The 16,258-nt window shown below is 45.7% G+C and carries 17 protein-coding genes; 12 read left to right on the forward strand and 5 right to left on the reverse strand.

Annotated features, from left to right (window positions below; translation table 11 throughout):
- The first annotated feature begins 245 nt into the window (after positions 1-245).
- Entirely contained in the window at positions 246-860 is a 615-nt protein-coding gene (locus A0126_RS04925; RefSeq protein ID WP_088836669.1) for an NAD(P)-dependent oxidoreductase, read from the forward strand.
- Positions 861-931: 71 nt separating this feature from the next.
- Here A0126_RS04925 and amyS read toward each other — a convergent pair whose 3' ends face one another.
- A complete protein-coding gene (gene amyS / locus A0126_RS04930) occupies positions 932-2,473 on the reverse strand; it encodes an alpha-amylase (RefSeq protein ID WP_088836670.1) in 1,542 nt (513 codons plus the stop codon).
- A gap of 346 nt (positions 2,474-2,819) precedes the next feature.
- On the opposite strand from amyS, the gene A0126_RS04935 reads away from it, so the two are divergent.
- Together A0126_RS04935 and A0126_RS04940 are read left to right on the forward strand one after the other, a co-directional pair.
- Positions 2,820-3,641: an endonuclease I family protein gene (locus A0126_RS04935; RefSeq protein ID WP_088836671.1), complete on the forward strand. Its 822-nt coding sequence runs from the start codon at positions 2,820-2,822 to the stop codon at positions 3,639-3,641.
- A 301-nt stretch (positions 3,642-3,942) separates the two neighbouring features.
- Positions 3,943-4,527, forward strand: a complete 585-nt coding sequence (locus tag A0126_RS04940) for a YdcF family protein (RefSeq protein ID WP_088836672.1) — start codon at positions 3,943-3,945, stop codon at positions 4,525-4,527.
- 66 nt (positions 4,528-4,593) lie between these two features.
- Here A0126_RS04940 and A0126_RS04945 read toward each other — a convergent pair whose 3' ends face one another.
- Positions 4,594-5,106 carry a YtxH domain-containing protein gene (locus A0126_RS04945; RefSeq protein ID WP_088836673.1) on the reverse strand — a complete coding sequence of 171 codons (513 nt, stop codon included), beginning with the start codon at positions 5,104-5,106 and terminating at the stop codon, positions 4,594-4,596.
- Between the two features lie 134 nt (positions 5,107-5,240).
- The gene (gene ytzI, locus A0126_RS19100) at positions 5,241-5,411 is read right to left on the reverse strand and encodes a YtzI protein (RefSeq protein WP_152638925.1); all 171 of its coding nucleotides are present in this window, start codon (positions 5,409-5,411) and stop codon (positions 5,241-5,243) included.
- A 124-nt stretch (positions 5,412-5,535) separates the two neighbouring features.
- Here ytzI and A0126_RS04950 point away from each other — a divergent pair, with 124 nt between their 5' ends.
- Positions 5,536-6,639, forward strand: coding sequence for a PP2C family protein-serine/threonine phosphatase (locus A0126_RS04950; protein WP_088836674.1), 1,104 nt, complete (start codon positions 5,536-5,538; stop codon positions 6,637-6,639).
- A gap of 63 nt (positions 6,640-6,702) precedes the next feature.
- Here A0126_RS04950 and A0126_RS04955 read toward each other — a convergent pair whose 3' ends face one another.
- Complete coding sequence (locus A0126_RS04955) at positions 6,703-7,638, reverse strand: magnesium transporter CorA family protein (RefSeq protein WP_029333146.1); 936 nt, start codon at positions 7,636-7,638, stop codon at positions 6,703-6,705.
- Positions 7,639-7,759: 121 nt separating this feature from the next.
- Here A0126_RS04955 and A0126_RS04960 point away from each other — a divergent pair, with 121 nt between their 5' ends.
- A complete protein-coding gene (locus A0126_RS04960) occupies positions 7,760-8,128 on the forward strand; it encodes an Hpt domain-containing protein (protein WP_088836675.1) in 369 nt (122 codons plus the stop codon).
- 115 nt (positions 8,129-8,243) lie between these two features.
- Here the strand turns inward: A0126_RS04960 and A0126_RS04965 are convergent, their stop codons facing one another.
- On the reverse strand, positions 8,244-9,122 hold the full coding sequence (locus tag A0126_RS04965) for a chemotaxis protein CheV (RefSeq protein ID WP_088836676.1): 879 nt from the start codon (positions 9,120-9,122) through the stop codon (positions 8,244-8,246).
- Between the two features lie 217 nt (positions 9,123-9,339).
- Here A0126_RS04965 and A0126_RS04970 point away from each other — a divergent pair, with 217 nt between their 5' ends.
- The 7 genes from A0126_RS04970 (at position 9,340) to A0126_RS05000 (ending at position 16,257) form a co-directional block, all read left to right on the forward strand.
- Positions 9,340-10,782 carry an NADP-dependent glyceraldehyde-3-phosphate dehydrogenase gene (locus A0126_RS04970; protein ID WP_088836677.1) on the forward strand — a complete coding sequence of 481 codons (1,443 nt, stop codon included), beginning with the start codon at positions 9,340-9,342 and terminating at the stop codon, positions 10,780-10,782.
- Between the two features lie 180 nt (positions 10,783-10,962).
- Positions 10,963-11,937 (forward strand): MBL fold metallo-hydrolase, encoded by a 975-nt coding sequence (locus tag A0126_RS04975; protein WP_088836678.1) that lies wholly within the window; start codon positions 10,963-10,965, stop codon positions 11,935-11,937.
- Positions 11,934-12,692 carry an SDR family NAD(P)-dependent oxidoreductase gene (locus A0126_RS04980; RefSeq protein ID WP_088836679.1) on the forward strand — a complete coding sequence of 253 codons (759 nt, stop codon included), beginning with the start codon at positions 11,934-11,936 and terminating at the stop codon, positions 12,690-12,692. Before A0126_RS04975 ends, A0126_RS04980 begins: the two co-directional genes overlap by 4 nt.
- 15 nt (positions 12,693-12,707) lie before the next feature.
- Positions 12,708-13,904: an ABC transporter substrate-binding protein gene (locus A0126_RS04985; protein WP_088836680.1), complete on the forward strand. Its 1,197-nt coding sequence runs from the start codon at positions 12,708-12,710 to the stop codon at positions 13,902-13,904.
- Positions 13,891-14,655 carry an ABC transporter permease gene (locus A0126_RS04990; protein WP_088836681.1) on the forward strand — a complete coding sequence of 255 codons (765 nt, stop codon included), beginning with the start codon at positions 13,891-13,893 and terminating at the stop codon, positions 14,653-14,655. The genes A0126_RS04985 and A0126_RS04990 overlap by 14 nt, the downstream gene beginning before the upstream one ends.
- Positions 14,652-15,386: an ABC transporter permease subunit gene (locus tag A0126_RS04995; protein ID WP_029333661.1), complete on the forward strand. Its 735-nt coding sequence runs from the start codon at positions 14,652-14,654 to the stop codon at positions 15,384-15,386. The genes A0126_RS04990 and A0126_RS04995 overlap by 4 nt, the downstream gene beginning before the upstream one ends.
- Positions 15,370-16,257, forward strand: a complete 888-nt coding sequence (locus A0126_RS05000) for an ABC transporter ATP-binding protein (RefSeq protein WP_088836682.1) — start codon at positions 15,370-15,372, stop codon at positions 16,255-16,257. The genes A0126_RS04995 and A0126_RS05000 overlap by 17 nt, the downstream gene beginning before the upstream one ends.
- Position 16,258 lies beyond the last annotated feature (1 nt).

Consider the following 16,258-nt stretch of genomic DNA (forward strand, 5'->3'; position numbering starts at 1 on the left):
CGTGACTGTACGAGTTTTCAAAGCATAAAGCAGAATAGACTGACTTCCTGTCTTTATCGAAGAAAAAAGATGGTCGTTCTTTTAATTAAGGAAAAAATATCCATATGTACTTAGGGAGATTTTAGCATACACTGTTAATAAATAAAAATAATTTTCTGAAAATAAGGGTGAGGGAAGACGATTCATTTTCAAGCGGTAAGGGTATCATTCAAACAGTGGATCTTGAAAGGGAAAGGATGTTATGCATGAAATTGATTATTTTTGGGGCTACGGGTCAAACCGGACAAGAACTCGTCAAACAGGCGATTGCGCATGACCATGAGGTGACGGCGTTCGTCCGTAATCCGGATAAGTTGGAACTAAAAGATGAACGACTTCATGTCGTCACGGGGGACGTCTTGAACCAAGAGGATGTCAATGCGGCGCTTGTCGGACAAGATGCTGTCTTGACGGCGTTAGGGACAGAAAGCCTTGCCTACAGTGGATTTTTAGAACGAAGTCTCGTCCGGATCATCAATGCGATGAAAGTCAGTGGTGTAACGCGGATTGGTTACGTCGCATCAGCAGGTGTTGATAAGGAATTACCGGGTGCACAAGGATTACTCGCACAGCAAATCTTAAAGAATCCATTACGTGATCACCGGCAAGCAATTGACTTGTTGAAACAGGCAGACGTCGACTATACGGTCGCACGACCACTCCGTTTGATGAATGGTCCGTTAACCGGGATGTACCGCCAAACAGCTGACGGTGTACCCGACCAAGCGAAACAAATCAATCGGGCCGATGTCGCCCATTTCCTGCTTGAAGCGATTGAACAGGAAGAATCGATTCGCGAAAGTGTCGGTCTCGCTGAATGAAAAGAAGCCCCCATCCACGAACCTTCCTGAAAAGGAAACGGTACCGGATGGGGGCTTTTAAATAGGACGAATTATTGTTGGCGGTAGATCGAGACAGAACCACCATTGACGAAAAATTGACCATACCCGTCTGCATTGATCGTGACGGAAGCTGAATTGTTACCGGTGATGTCTGTCCAGACTTCTCCTTTGTTCTGAAGCCCGACGTACATCCACTTGCTACCGCCAGGACCATCCGAAAGGATTGTCGCAAGACCTGATTTTGCCCGGTCTGAGACACCTTCCCGTGTCCAACCGATGATGTCTTGGTTATCGAGGTAATCATTTTGTTTCCCGAACGCGAAGTCCTTCCGTGCTTTTAGAATCGGATCGATTTTTGACGCGAGGGCAGGGATTTCACGGTTCGACGAGCCTTTTGTTCCGTAGTAGTCCCCGTAAAAGACAGATGGATACCCTTGTTCCCGCGTCAAAATCATCGCGTAAGCAAGGGGCTTGAACCAGGATTGAACGGTCGATTCGAGCGATTGACCAGGTTGAGAATCATGGTTTTCAACGAGTGTGACGGCAAGCGTCGGATTATCTTGGACGAGTGTGCCGTTAAAAATTGTGCGCATGTCATAAAAGCCGCCGCCTTTACTCGCTTGTTCGAATTTGTAATGAAGTGGAGCGTCAAAGACCGATTGTTTATAGTTCGTCTGACTTAAATAGTTTTTAAGTGTCCCGAGATCGTTCTGCCAGTACTCGGCGACTGTGAATAATTCCTTACCCGTCGTCTGACGAACATTCGTCAACCAATCTGCGAGATACGTATGTTTGATGTGTTTGACGGCATCAAGACGGAATCCATCGAGCCCGAGTTCATTGACGTACCATTTCCCCCAGTTTTTCATTTCCTGCTGCACTTCCGGGTGATCGAAATCAATGTCTGCATACATCAAGTAATCATAGTTTCCATTTTCAGAAGATACATTCGAGTCCCACGACTTACCTGTTCCTCGGAATTTATAGATGGCACTTTTTGAGCGGGATTGATCCCAATCCGTTCCGTCGAAGTGATACCATTTCCATTTGAAGTTTGAATAGGCGTTGCTCCGCGCCGCGAAGTTGAACCCGGTCCAGGCCTGGATTTGATAGTCGCCAGAGACTTCTTGATTACGGTTACCCGGATTGACTTCGACGGCCGTGACGGATTCCGTAAAGTCAGCACCACCCTTGTGGTTCATGACGACATCACCATACACATCGATTCCAGCCGTGTGCAATTGCCCGATGGCGGATTTCAATTGCGTTTTCGTGCCGTACTTCGTCCGGACTGTTCCTTTTTGATTAAACTCACCGAGGTCATATAGATCGTAGGCACCGTAGCCGACATCATTTTGAGTCGTTCCTTTGTAGGCAGGAGGAATCCAAACAGATGTAATTCCGAGTTGATCAAGCTTAGAAGCGTCGTTTCCTAGACGGTTCCAGTGGTTCCCGTCGTTTGGTAAATACCATTCAAAGTATTGCATCATCGTCCCGTTGTCTGCTGTTGCCCCTACTGCAATCGGTTGCGCAAGTGGCACTAAAAACGTCACGCTTGCAAGAGATGCGACAATCAAGCTTTTATGTTTCATCAAAAAGCCTCCTCTATCAAATTATGAAAACGCTTGCATTAATTATTATAGCAAGTTGAAACGTGGGGAGTATCATCCTCATACCTTATTTATGTATCCTTTATAATCATGACTTTTGCCTCTAGAATAGTTCTTCTAAATAATAATTCATCGTTTATTGATTCGTGATTCACTAAAAAACAGGACCTTCTAACCGTTGAACAATTGTGCTAACTTTGATTTCTGGATTCCTCTAAAAAGAAGAGGTCTTTCGTCCATCTTCCATAAGAAAGACAAGTGATGTGAAAATGGGAGTGTAATACGGTTTGACATTGCATGTCCATACTTAACCTGAGGGGGAAAAAGCATGAACTGGAAGTCGAAAATCAGTGGGGCACTTGTTGCGACACTCGCGTTAGGATCACTTGCCTTCACGCCGGTCATCGCCAAAACAGATTCAACAAAGATAGTAGCGGGACCACAGGCGGTAACGTCACAATCAACAATCGATGCCTATTATCAGCCGGCAGCGGGGAAAACGGGTGCGGCATTAAAAGCATCACTGCATGACATCATCGATAATCATACGGAAGTCTCGTATGACACGGTTTGGACGGCATTAAAAGAAACCGATCAAGATCCAGGTAATGTGAACAACGTGATCGAATTGTACACGGGGAAGTCCATTTCAAAAAATAGCAACGGTGGGAATGTCGGTCAATGGAACCGAGAGCATGTCTGGGCAAAATCGCATGGAGACTTCGGAACAAGCATGGGACCAGGGACAGACTTGCATCACTTACGTCCGTCAGACGTCGTCGTCAATAGTGCTCGTGGGAACCTTGATTTTGACAATGGCGGAACGAAATATAGCGGATGCGATTGTAACCGAGATGGTGATTCATGGGAACCACCGACTCGCGTCAAAGGTGATATCGCGCGGATGATTTTCTATATGGCGGTTCGTTATGAAGGTGGCGGCGAAATCGACTTAGAGACGTCAGAAAACGTCAACAATGGCTCAAACCCACTTCACGGAAAATTATCGACGTTAAAAGCGTGGAACAAACTTGACCCGGTCGATGCATTTGAAAAGAAACGCAATGACATCATTTTTGAAAAATGGCAAAAAAACCGCAATCCATTCATTGATCATCCAGAATATGCGACAGCAATTTGGGGAAATTAATCTAGCAAAAGGGGTCTGAATCAGAAGTCGGACCAACATCAATCCGTGTGACGGACGTTTCCGTCCTCCATTTAATCAAATGACCGTTGCTCCCGCGATTCACGGGACCATCGGTCATTTCTATTGTTCAAGATAGTTTAGTGCTTGCCGGAGGTATGCATGAAAAAGTCCGGATTCCTTTTAATCGGGAGACATCCCCATTTTTGAGTCGCCCCTGTTTTGTGATTGAAACTTTTCTTAGAAAAACATCGTAGAAACGGATGTAATCGAAAATAGCAGTCTGAAAGGAATCATATGACTCATGGAACGGATCAAACAAGTTTTGAAAAGATATCGGCTTGTAGTGGCCGGAATCGTAGGTGGACTCGTCATTTTCTGGTTTAGTATCGGTTTATTTGTCGCAGAAGGAAAACGTCCCGCAGCGAACGGGAAACACTCGTTTGTCATCGTCCTCGGTGCAGGTGTCAGAGGGGAAACACCGTCACTGATATTGGAAAACCGGATTCAGGCTGCAGCTGCATACGGAAAAAAATATCCGCGAACGACTTTTATCTTGAGCGGTGGGCAGGGGCAGGGTGAAGCGATTTCAGAAGCAGAAGCGATGCGCCGTGGCATGATTGACGAAGGAATCTCTGAAAAACGTCTTGTGCTCGAAGACAAATCGACGTCGACCACTGAAAATTTACGTTTTTCAAAATCGTTATTACCAAAAGGTGAAAATCAAGTCTCGATCGTGACGTCAGATTTTCATTTGTATCGTGCTCGTACCGAAGCGAAGAAAGTAGGATTGAATAGTGATGCGATTCCTGCAAAAACACCGTTATCTGGTGTATTACGATATGGTATGCGTGAACGTGTCGCAATCATCGTGAAATTTTTTGAGTAATGGATTGTTGTGACAACGTTAAAGAAACCACCATGCCAGAAGCATGATGGTTTTTGATAAAACGGTTTATTTATTTTGCTGTGAATTGTCTGATTGATTGTTTTGTGGGGCTTCTTCTTTTCCAAGCGCCACGTCTTTTGCTTCGACCACTTTTTCACTAATTGAAGACAGGTCACCCTTAGCTTCCGTTGCAGTATCTTTTACAGAAGAAGCATCCGATTTGACGGTATCAAGTTCATTGTTAACCTTGTCATACACATTTTGGACGTCACCAGCGACTTCTTGAATGATTCCTGAAGCGCTTTTTACTTGTTCGATGACTTGTGAAGCTTTTCCTGACGGATCTTCTTTAATAGTAGATGCTAATGATGAAACGGAATCTTTTGCGCCGCTAAGTCCTTGTTTTGTGTTTTGTCGATTCGTTGAGCTCAGCATTGTAAGCAATCCGCCGACGACAGCTCCTAGCAACATCCCCGTAAGTAAATTGACACGACGACCTGACGAAGCTTCTTGATCGAATTGACGATTTGGATGTTCTTGTTGAGCAGCATGTGGATCATTTTGTAGATTAGGTTCCATGAATAGACACTCCCTTAAGGTAATAGTTGACCATGATAGATATGTACCCTCGTCATAAAAAAGGAAAACATGCACTTTTCATGCAACAAAAAAAGACCACCGATGTTAAAATGGTCTCAGACGGTCAAAGTTGTTTAGTTTTGCTTCTCTTCATCCTGCTTTTCAGTCAGTTTACGGTTGATTTCATCGTAGTCAATTTCGATATCGTCTTGATTGCCTTTATATCCGTAGCCTTTTGAAATGACGATGATTGAAGCAACTAAGACAAACACGATGATTAGAATGGAAACAACATAGAGCCACATGATCCATTCCTCCTTTCATTCTTCTCTTTTAGTATGACGGAAAACTGTCCGTTCGTCTAAACGAAAGTGGTCATGATGTGATAAACTATGTTCAGATTAACATGTTTAGGAACGAGGTGACGGTATGAGTATATTAGTCGTAGATGACGAATTTACGAATTTAATGATTTTGGAGCGACTGCTTGAAAATGAAGGATACGATGTCGTAAAAGCGATGAGTGGGGAAGAAGCGATTGAATTGATGGAGGACCCGGCCTTTATCGACAACTTAGATGTCGTATTACTGGATGTAGAGATGCCCGGCATTAGTGGGATTGATACAACACGGTTGATCCGAAAACGATTTGGTTTAGATGAACTGCCAATCGTCATCGTGTCCGGTCGTTCCAATGAAGAGGACATCGCGGATGGACTGGATGCGGGAGCATCAGACTATACGACAAAGCCAATTCGAAAAACGGAATTGCTTGCTCGTGTTCGAAATGCGATGTCATTAAAACAAGCGATAGATGCACGGAAACGATATGAAAAAGTCTTACAAGAAGATTTTGATCTTGCTCAAAAGCTCCAGCAAAGTGTTTTGAGTGCAAATATCGAAGATGAAGACATTCGAATCATGGCAACCTATATTCCTTCTAAAAAACTAGCGGGAGATATGTATGCCTGGTACCGCATCTCGCAAAATAAATATGGCATCATCTTGTTTGACGTCATGGGCCATGGTGTCTCGTCAGCGTTGATTACGATGGGGATGAGCTCGATCTTGTTTGAACTCGTGCATCGCATCGGTGATCCGGCAAAAGTACTTGAAGAACTGAACCGTCAGATGAGCCGCCTTTTCCCAGGGGATGAAACGGAAATTTATTTTACTGCCGTTTATTTGTACATCGACTTGGATGAGATGAAACTTAGTTATGCGAATGCGGGACACCCACCTGGTTTGTTACGGATGGGGGATCAAATCATCGCCCTCGAGAACACAGGATTGCCAGTCGGGATGTTTGAGGACTCACAATATACGAGTCGGACAATCGACTTGACGTCTCCTGGATGTATCTACCTCTATACGGATGGTTTCATGGAGCTGTATAGCAAAGGGATTGACGAAGGGATCAGTGCGATCCGTCAGTTGATCGAACAACAAGGACCAAACATTCACCACTTGATTCAGCCCGATCAAAGTGATGAGGCCGATGATTTATGTCTCGTCACGGTCGAAATCAATTAAAAAAGCCACTCGCTTTTGTACATGCTACGTCTTCAGCATGTAAAAGCGAGTGGTTTTTTTGTGCTAGAAAAAGCGTCTCCGCCACAGAATAAAGGCAGCGAGTCCGGAGAAGAAAATCATCATCCCAAAGACAATCCAAAAGCCGATGACTTCACCTTCCCACGGCACATGGACGTTCATCCCGAACATTCCGGAAATCATTGTCGGGATTGAAATAACAATCGTGATTGAGGCTAAAAACTTCATGACGAAGTTTACATTGTTCGAGATGACGGAACCAAACGTATCCATCGTCGAACTGATGATATCTTTATAGATTTGTGCCATCTCCATTGCCTGGCGGTGCTCGACGAAAACATCTTCTAGTAAATCTTCATCGTCTTCATGTTTCTCGAGACTCGGTGTTTTAATGATGCGATCAAGAACACCATCGTTTGATTTAAGTGACGTCATGAAATAGACGAGGGATTTTTGTAAGTTCATCAGTTGAAAAATTTCTTGATTTCGCATCGAACGTTGAAGTTCATCTTCGAGTTCGTCCATTCGGCGATCGATTTGACGAAGGAAACGAAGGTAAGAAGAGCTGACTTTATAAAGAATTTGAAATACAAAGCGTGAACGATAATTCGTCCGGAATGTCCGTAATTTACCGTTCGAGAACAAGGTCAACACGTCGAGTTGTTGCGAACAGACGGTGATGAAATGCCTCGACGTCACGATGATACCGAGCGGGATCGTGTTGTAGCGTCGTCCCGATGACTCTTCTTCGATGTACGGAACATCGACAATCATCAAGAGCCCTTCATCATCTTTTTCAAAACGAGGTTTTTCCTCAACGTCCAGTGGGTCATAGATAAAATCCTCAGGAATCTTTGTGGCAGCAATGACTTGGTCGGCTTCGTCTTTTGTCGGATTGACAAGATGAATCCAAGAACCTTTCGTGAATTCTTGAATTTCGTTGACTGCCCCGGTCACATCACTTCGATAAATCGTCAACATATGTCTATCCCTCCTGCTCTTCACTTGCTTATTATAGGGACAGAAGATAGGGCGTGTAAATGATTCTCAGATTTTTTTTTACGACATTTAATGTTAAAATGAAACCAGAGGGGGGAACCAGATGCCTTTTTTTAATCAAAAGAAGTTAGAGGAATTACGTTCAATCGCCGGTGGGGACCACGTATTTTTACAAAAGATTGGTGAAACATACATTGCGCAGTTTGATCGTAAATTTCCTGAACTAGAGCAAGCGATCAATAACAATGATCCGGGACAGACAGAAAAAATCGCACATTTACTTAAAGGTGCCTCCTATTCGGTCGCGGCGGACGATTTGGCAGATGAGTTCGAACAACTTGAAAAAGAAGCAGAAACGGGTTCGCTTGAAAATGCGAATCAGGTTTTGCAAAACATTGATCAATCTATGGTGGAGTTCAGAAAAGTCTGGTTGGATGCTTTTATTGGAAAGAATTCGGACTCGATCAAGTAATTGATGAAAAAAGTAAACCGGCGTTCACGATTTCGTGGACGCTTCTTTTTTTTTTGTGAATTGAAAAATCGGAGCCCACTGGAAAGTGAGCTCCGATATAACCGTCAACAACGTCTTACAAGACGTATGAATCGACCGTTTCGATCAAACGACCGATTTCTGGTTTTGTAATTTGTGCATTGACCCCAACAGATTCACCTTTATGGCGAAGATCATCTGAAATCAAGGAAGAGAAGACGATGATTGGCAGTTCGGCATACCGGTCGTCTTCACGAAGGCGTTTCGATAAATGAAGTCCGTCCATTTTCGGCATCTCGATATCTGTGATCAACAAGTCACAATCGCTACCTGCTTCGAAGGCGTCAAATGCATCTTTTCCGTTGATGAACCATTTTAAGCCGTGATATCCTGCTTCTTCAAGCGTCTCAATGATGAGTGTCCGGAGCATTTCTGAATCTTCGGCAATCCAAATCGTTTTGTTCGATCTGTCACGCGGTTGGACGCGACGTCCTTCTTCACGTGCGAAGATGTCTTTACGAGACAGTTCGAGTGCGATTTTTTCATAATCGAGTAAGATGATCATCTTATCGCCTGTCTTGACGACGCCGTTCGTCAATCCTTCGATTCCACGTGCGAGTTCGTTCGGTGTATCAATTTGTTCCCACGAGATACGTCTGATCTCCGTGACAGAATCGACGCGAAGGACACTTTTCTCGCCATTGAACTCACAGATGATCAACCGATCTTCCGTCGCTTCGTCATGGGCTACACCGATGACAGTCGGCAAATCGATGACCGTCATGACTTCACCGCGTAGTTCGATTAATCCTTTGACGGCATCTGGTGTTCCTGGGAGTGGTGTCATCGGTAACGGAACGATGATTTCACGCACTTTCATGACGTTGATCCCAAATGTATAAGGACCACAATGGAAAATGACGATTTCTAATTCATTCGTACCCGCTTCTAACAAAATATCGTGTTGATTGTACACGTGATTTATCCCCTTTCGTTCCTGCACATTCACTTCTGCCTAGTTATCGGCACATTTCGTAAAACATTCCATATCAAATTCAATAAAAAAACTATTGTAATCGCTTTCATAATATGTTAAGCAAAATGTTTGGCATTTGTCTGACCAATTGTTTACAATAGCTATGCAGCCACACACTGAAGTGACAGAGAGAAAAAACATATGGAGGTAGAGTGGAATGAATACAACAAAAACAACGTATACATTTTTATTGGATGGACAATGGTATGAGAGTGAATCAAAAGAGACAATCGAAATCTCTTCACCATATAAAGAAGAACTCGTTGGTCGTGTACAAGCGATGACGAAACCAGAAGTCGACCGTGCGATTGCTTCAGCAAAAGCGGCACAAACGACTTGGGCGAAACAACCAGCAAACAAACGTGCTGAACTATTACATGCATGGGCAACAGAACTTGAAAAACGCGCTGACGAAATCGGCGAAGTCATCATGCGTGAAGTGGGTAAAGGACGTGCAGATGGCGTTAAAGAAGTGAAGCGGACTGCGGAAATCATTCGGTATACAGCAGAAGAAGGTCTTCGTTTTGACGGTCAAATGATGCAAGGCGATTCATTCCCAGGTGGGAGTGCCAAAAAACTTGCAGTCATCAAAAAAGCGCCACTCGGCGTCGTCCTTGCGATTTCACCATTTAACTACCCGGTCAATTTAGCGGCAGCAAAACTTGCACCGGCGTTGATGACAGGAAACGCGGTTGTCTTCAAACCGGCAACACAAGGTTCAATCAGTGGAATCTTGATGATTGAAGCACTCGTCGCAGCAGGTCTTCCGTCAGGTCTCGTTAACGTCGTGACAGGTCGGGGATCAGTCATCGGTGACTATTTAACAGCACATCCAGGAATTGATATGATTACTTTCACGGGTGGTACAGGGACGGGACGTCACTTGTCTCGCCAATCAGCGATGATCCCACTTGTACTTGAACTCGGTGGAAAAGACCCGGCACTCGTCTTAGAAGACGCGGACCTTTCATTAGCAGCGGATCACATCATCAGTGGAGCGTTCTCTTATTCTGGACAACGCTGCACAGCGATCAAACGTGTATTCGTCTTAGATCATCAAGCGGATGCGCTCGTTGACGAATTAACAACACGGATCGCGAAGTTAACGGTCGGTTCACCTGAAGACGACAGTGTCGTAGTTCCATTGATCGATACAAAATCAGCGGATTACGTGGAGGGCTTGATTACGGATGCGAAAGATCAAGGTGCAACAATCGTTACTGGTGGAAACCGGACGAACAACTTGATTGAACCAACACTAATCGACAACGTGACACGTGACATGCGTGTTGCTTGGGAAGAACCGTTCGGACCCGTCTTACCAATCATTCGTGTCAGCTCAGTCGAAGAGATGATTGCGTACTCGAACGAATCGGAATACGGTCTTCAAGCAAGTGTCTTTACGGAAAACATTGATTCAGCTTTTGCTGTAGCGGATGCCCTTGAAACAGGTTCTGTTCAAATTAATGGTCGGACTGAACGTGGCCCAGACCACTTCCCATTCATCGGCGTTAAATCATCTGGACTTGGTGTGCAGGGTGTCGGACGAAGTCTTGCTTCGATGACGCGTGATAAACTGACTGTCCTTAATTTAAAATAAGATTTGCAATAAACGAGCGACCTTTCATTCTGCGAAAGGTCGCTTTTTTTGCATCCAATTCCAGACGGTTTACGTATGCTTTAGTGAAGGGATGCAAGAGAGTGACAGACAAAGTTTGCGGCTCGGGTTCATTTTTCTCTATAATGAAGGAAACTAGTGAGAGAAATGAGGGGATTCCAAGTGAACAGCAAAGATGAAATCTTCACGCTACCGATCCCAACGCCGTTTCCAGTCGGTGATATCAATTGTTACGTCCTCAAAACGGACAATGAAAATATTTTGATTGATTGTGGACCGGATACGGCAGAAGCTTGGCACGCCATGCAAGAGGGTTTGCAGAAAATCGGCTTGTCTGTCGAAGAACTCGATAAAGTAATCGTGACGCATCACCACGCCGATCATGCCGGAATGGCTTATCGTTTTTCTGAAAAAGGAATTGCGATTTACGGGCACGCACGACTTCGTCCCTATTTAGAACAGGATACGGACTTCTTGAATAGTGGCGATGCCTTTTTGCAACGCTTAGCGATGTCGTTCGGGGTGCCAAAAGAAATACGAGCGTTGCTACCGAGTTATCTGTCGGCCCTCAAATGGCTCGGAAAAGGACAACTCGACTATGTCCTAAAAGAAGGGGATTCCATCACGGCGGCAAGTACATACCGCGTGATTGAGCTACCGGGACACGCAAGCGACCAGATCGGGATTCTCGGTCAAGACGGGACATTGTTTGCAGCCGACCATTTACTGGCACGGATTGAGCCGAACCCGTTACTTGAACAGCCGCAAGCAGGAGATGCGTCTGATATAAAACGCCCTGTCCTTGCATATATGCGCTCGCTCGAAAAGCTTCAAGGTGAACGAATCACGATCGCCTATACCGGTCATGGCGAAACAATCCGTGACGTTCCATCCTTGATTGAAGAACGATTGCTCCAACGTAAGGCCCGCGGTGAGCAACTTTTGAAACATCTGACGGGAGAGCAGACGTTATTTGAGTTAGCGCAGTTGACGTACGGCAATCGTTTAAAAAAATCGTTTCCGCTCGTGATGAGTGAAATGAAAGCACGACTCGATTATTTAGTCGCAAGCGGTCAAATTACAGTCGAAAAACGAGATACGGTTCTTTATTATTCGAAAGCGGGAGTTAGCGGATGAATCTAATGAATAAAACGGTTGTCTTGACTGGAGCATCAAGCGGTCTCGGTGAAGCGTTAGCGCGCGTCTTGAACCGGCAAGGAGCGAATTTGATTTTGATTGCCCGCCGTGCCGATCGGCTCGAACGCTTAGCAAGAGAGCTGCATGCTGACTATATCGTCTATGACTTAGAACATTCACCGGAGCATTTAGCCGAACGAATCCAGGTCGACTATGGCATGATTGATGTATTGATCAATAATGCCGGATTCGGAGAATTCAGTTTCTTGCAGGATACCTCGATTGAGACGATTGAATCTATGCACCGGATCAATGTCCTGACGCCCGTTCGGTTGACAAAAGCGTGTCTACCTTTCCTGCGTCCGAATGGAATGATTGTCAATATCGCCAGTCAGGCAGGAAAGCTGCCGACTCCGAAATCGACCATCTACTGCATGACAAAAGCAAGCCTGCTTCAGTTCTCAAATGCATTGCGACTTGAATTACGACCAAAAGGAATTCATGTGATGACGGTTAATCCGGGACCGATTGCGACTGAATTTTTCATTCGCGCCGATCTCAGTCGCAAATATGAAAAGAATGTCGCCTCGATTTTGTTATCGAAAGAGTCGCTTGCAAAAACGGTGGTCCGAGCGATCGAGCGTCAAAAACGAGAGGTCAATGCACCGTGGTGGATGGAACTTTCAGCGAAAGCATATGCCGTTTGTCCCCGATTGATTGAATGGCTCGGTAAGTCCGGATTTGACAAAAAATGATGGGGTGGAATGAAAATGTTAAAAAAAGTAATCGGTATCGCTGTCGGTGGGTTGTTGCTTGCCGGGTGTGGCGCAACTTCTGACTTGCCGGCAAAGGACGAAGTGCTAGGTTCATCCTATAAAATGATTGAACAGGAAGCAGCGAAAACGACGGTCCGGATGTACATGTGGGGTGGAGATGACGGAATCAATGCCTATATCGACGAGTACGTCGCACCCAAGTTGAAAAAAGAGCAGCAAATCACATTGAAGCGTGTGCCGATTGAAACAGCGGATATCATTCAGAAATTGCGTGCTGAAAAAACAGCCGGTAAGGACACAGGCGTGATTGATGTCGTCTGGATCAACGGCGATAATTTCCGAAGTGCGAAAAAAGACGGTCTGTTATATGGTGACATCGCGCGCGTCTTACCGAACATCAAGCAAGTCGACGCCGCGGCGCAAGCTTCAGATAGTGGGACGAAGACGGAAGGGCTCGAAGCGGCCTGGGGAAAAGTCCAGTTTGCGTTCCATTATGATCAAGCCAGTGTTGCCAAACCACCGGTGGACTTAAACGAGTTAAAAGACTGGGTCAAAGCAAACCCAGGAAAATTCACTTATCCGGAAGTGACGGATTTCACGGGAAATACGTTTGTCCGTCACGTCATGTACGGGGTCGAATCTAATGAAACGTTGAAGAACCCGAAAAGCGATTTTAAAAAGACATGGGCTTATTTAAACGATTTAAAGCCGTACCTTTGGAAAGAAGGGAAAACCTATCCGAAGACGCTCGCTCAGCTCGATCAATTGTATGCGAAGGGGGATGTCGCATTCACGATGGGCTTCAATGAACGCCGGGCCGAACAGGAAGTAGCGTCCGGGACCTTCCCGGAAGAAACGCGTCCGCTCATCTTAGAAGAAGGTTCGATTGCGTCGACCCACTTCTTATCGGTTCCATTTAACGCACCAAACCCAAAAGGGGCGCTCGTTGCAATCAACGAATTGTTATCGGCAGATGCGCAGTTGAAGAAATATGACGCGACCTACTGGGGAGATGGGACAAGTCTTGATTTAAGTACGTTGACGTCAGTAGAACAACAAGCGTTTAAGGATGTTCCGGCAGCAAAATCGACACCGACACCAGATGCATTTGAAGGAAAAGTCCGAGCGGAGCTCGACCCGGAATTCTTCGAGATCATTCGAAAGGATTGGCCGGAACGTGTGGCGCGGTAATCCTTACCCCGCTGTCTTCTTGATTGCTGGAATGGTTCTTTATGGACTGTTCATCAGTGTATCGATGACGACAGTCGCCGATTATCGTGCATTGTTAAGCGATACCGTGTTTCTTGAAAGCATTGTGTTAAGTCTGTACGTCGCACTGAGTAGCACGTTACTTTCGTTAGGGGTCGGTTTCGGCTTAGCTCAATTTTTCTCAAGGCGAGGGGGGATGGCGGAACAAATCCTCGCACTTCCGCTGTTTATCCCGCATCTTGGTGCAGCATATCTTGCGATTCTCTACTTCAGTAATGTACCGATGATTGGTCCGCATGAGACGAATCATTTCAGTATCATCTTGACTTACGTATATAAAGAAACACCGTTCATCTTTTTTTATCTCATTCCTGTTTTTCGACGGCTTGATCACCGGTATGAGGAATTGGGGCAACTGCTTGGATTATCTAGGATTCGCCGATTTTGGCATGGAAAAGGTGTTTTTATTTTGTTTCCGGCACTTGAAGCTAGCTTCATCGTTTTTGCATTTGTTCTATTTGCCTACGAAGTGCCGGCATTGCTTGGTGTGACGTATCCGAAAATGATTGGTGTATATGTATTTGATTTATATACGCAAGGAGACCTGTCGCAACAACCAACGGCTTTTGCCATCAGTGTCGTCTTGACGACGTTGCTCTTCATGATGTTAGCCGTCTTCACGTGGTGGATTCGACCGATCACAGAGCGAATCAGTAAGGGGCGGATTGAATGAAGCAACGAATCGTTACGCTATTGATCGCTTGTCTCGTCGTTGCACCGCTGCTGGGAATCATTCCGAAATCATTTTCTCTAAATCCGCGAATCGTCGAGACGTTGACGACGACGCTCTTCATGATTGCAGCAGTGACGTTTTTGAACCACGTAATTGGTTATGCGGCAGGGAAAGCCATTGCCTTTCAGACGGGACGAATCATTCAACTGGCTGAGTTGTTGATTAGTCTGCCACTGTTTTTACCTGTATTATTGCTCTCATTCGGTCTTTATTTGACGTGGATCCGTTTAGGTTTGGCTGATCAATTCCTTGGCGTGTTACTCGTCCTTTTGTTACCGACACTTCCGTACACGGTCCGCCTTTATACGAACGGATTTCAGGCGCTCGGTGAACAACTACTCGAACAGACGGTCCTTGTTGAGGCAAACCGCTTGAAGCGATTTTTCTTTTTAGTCGGACCGTTGCTTCGTCCGACATTACAATCGGTGACATTGCTCGTCACCGTCATCACACTTAGTCAGTATGCACTCGTCGTGCTCATCGGCGGTGGCGTCGTTCGGATGCTCGCACTTGAAGTCTTCCCCCTTTACTCTGGGAATGCGGTTGATGCGGCTAAAGAAGCGACGATTTGGTTGATCGGGTTACCATTTTTGATTTATCTAGGGCAAATGTTGTTCTTTACCTTATGGATAGAAGGGGTTCGGAGGTTATTAGATGGACGTAAAAATTAATAAAGTGATGAAGCGTTTCGGTAAAACGACCGTCTTGCAAGACATCGATCTAACCATCGCCTCGGGACAATGCGTTGCGCTTGTCGGACCGAGTGGAAGCGGGAAGACGACGTTACTGCGCTTGATTGCCGGATTAGAAAAGGTCTCAGGTGGAACGATTCACTTCGGAGAGCGTGACGTTACGAAAACAGTCCCGAGTAAACGCGGAGTGACGATGCTGTTTCAACGACCGCTACTGTTTCCCCATCTCACGATCGGGCAGAATATCCGCCTTGGCATGCGAGGGGACGCCCGACAAGTCTCGGAGTGGCTCGACCGCGTCGGGTTACCGGGACGTGAAGCGGACTTTGTCCATCAACTGTCGGGAGGCGAGCAACAACGTGCGAGCTTAGCACGTGCCCTTGCGAGTCAACCGAACTTTTTATTATTAGACGAGCCGTTTTCAAGCCTCGATTTGCCGCGGAGGCGTGAATTACGGACGTTGATTCGTCGCCTGACGGAGCAACAAGGCGTGACGACGTTGCTTGTCACACATGATCGCGAAGAAGCGATGGCAATGGCGGACTATGTGTATGTCATGCAGGCAGGACGCATTATCGAGCAAGGGCGACCTGTTGCTTTAAGCGAGACGAGTCCGTTTTTTGGAGATGGTCTTGCCTTAGACGGGACATGGTATCCGCTGTCTGCGATCGAGTTGGTCTTAAGACCGACGAATCAAACAAATGAACGTGTTACGATTACGAAAGAATTAATCCAATATGGTGTTCGGTTCTATGAAGTCGAACGGGCAACCGGCGAGCGACTCGTCATTCAGACAAGAAGAGCGTTCGACGAAGCGACGACTGTTTATGTCGTCAGAAAGGAGGACTAAT

Source organism: Exiguobacterium sp. N4-1P (genome assembly GCF_002214325.1).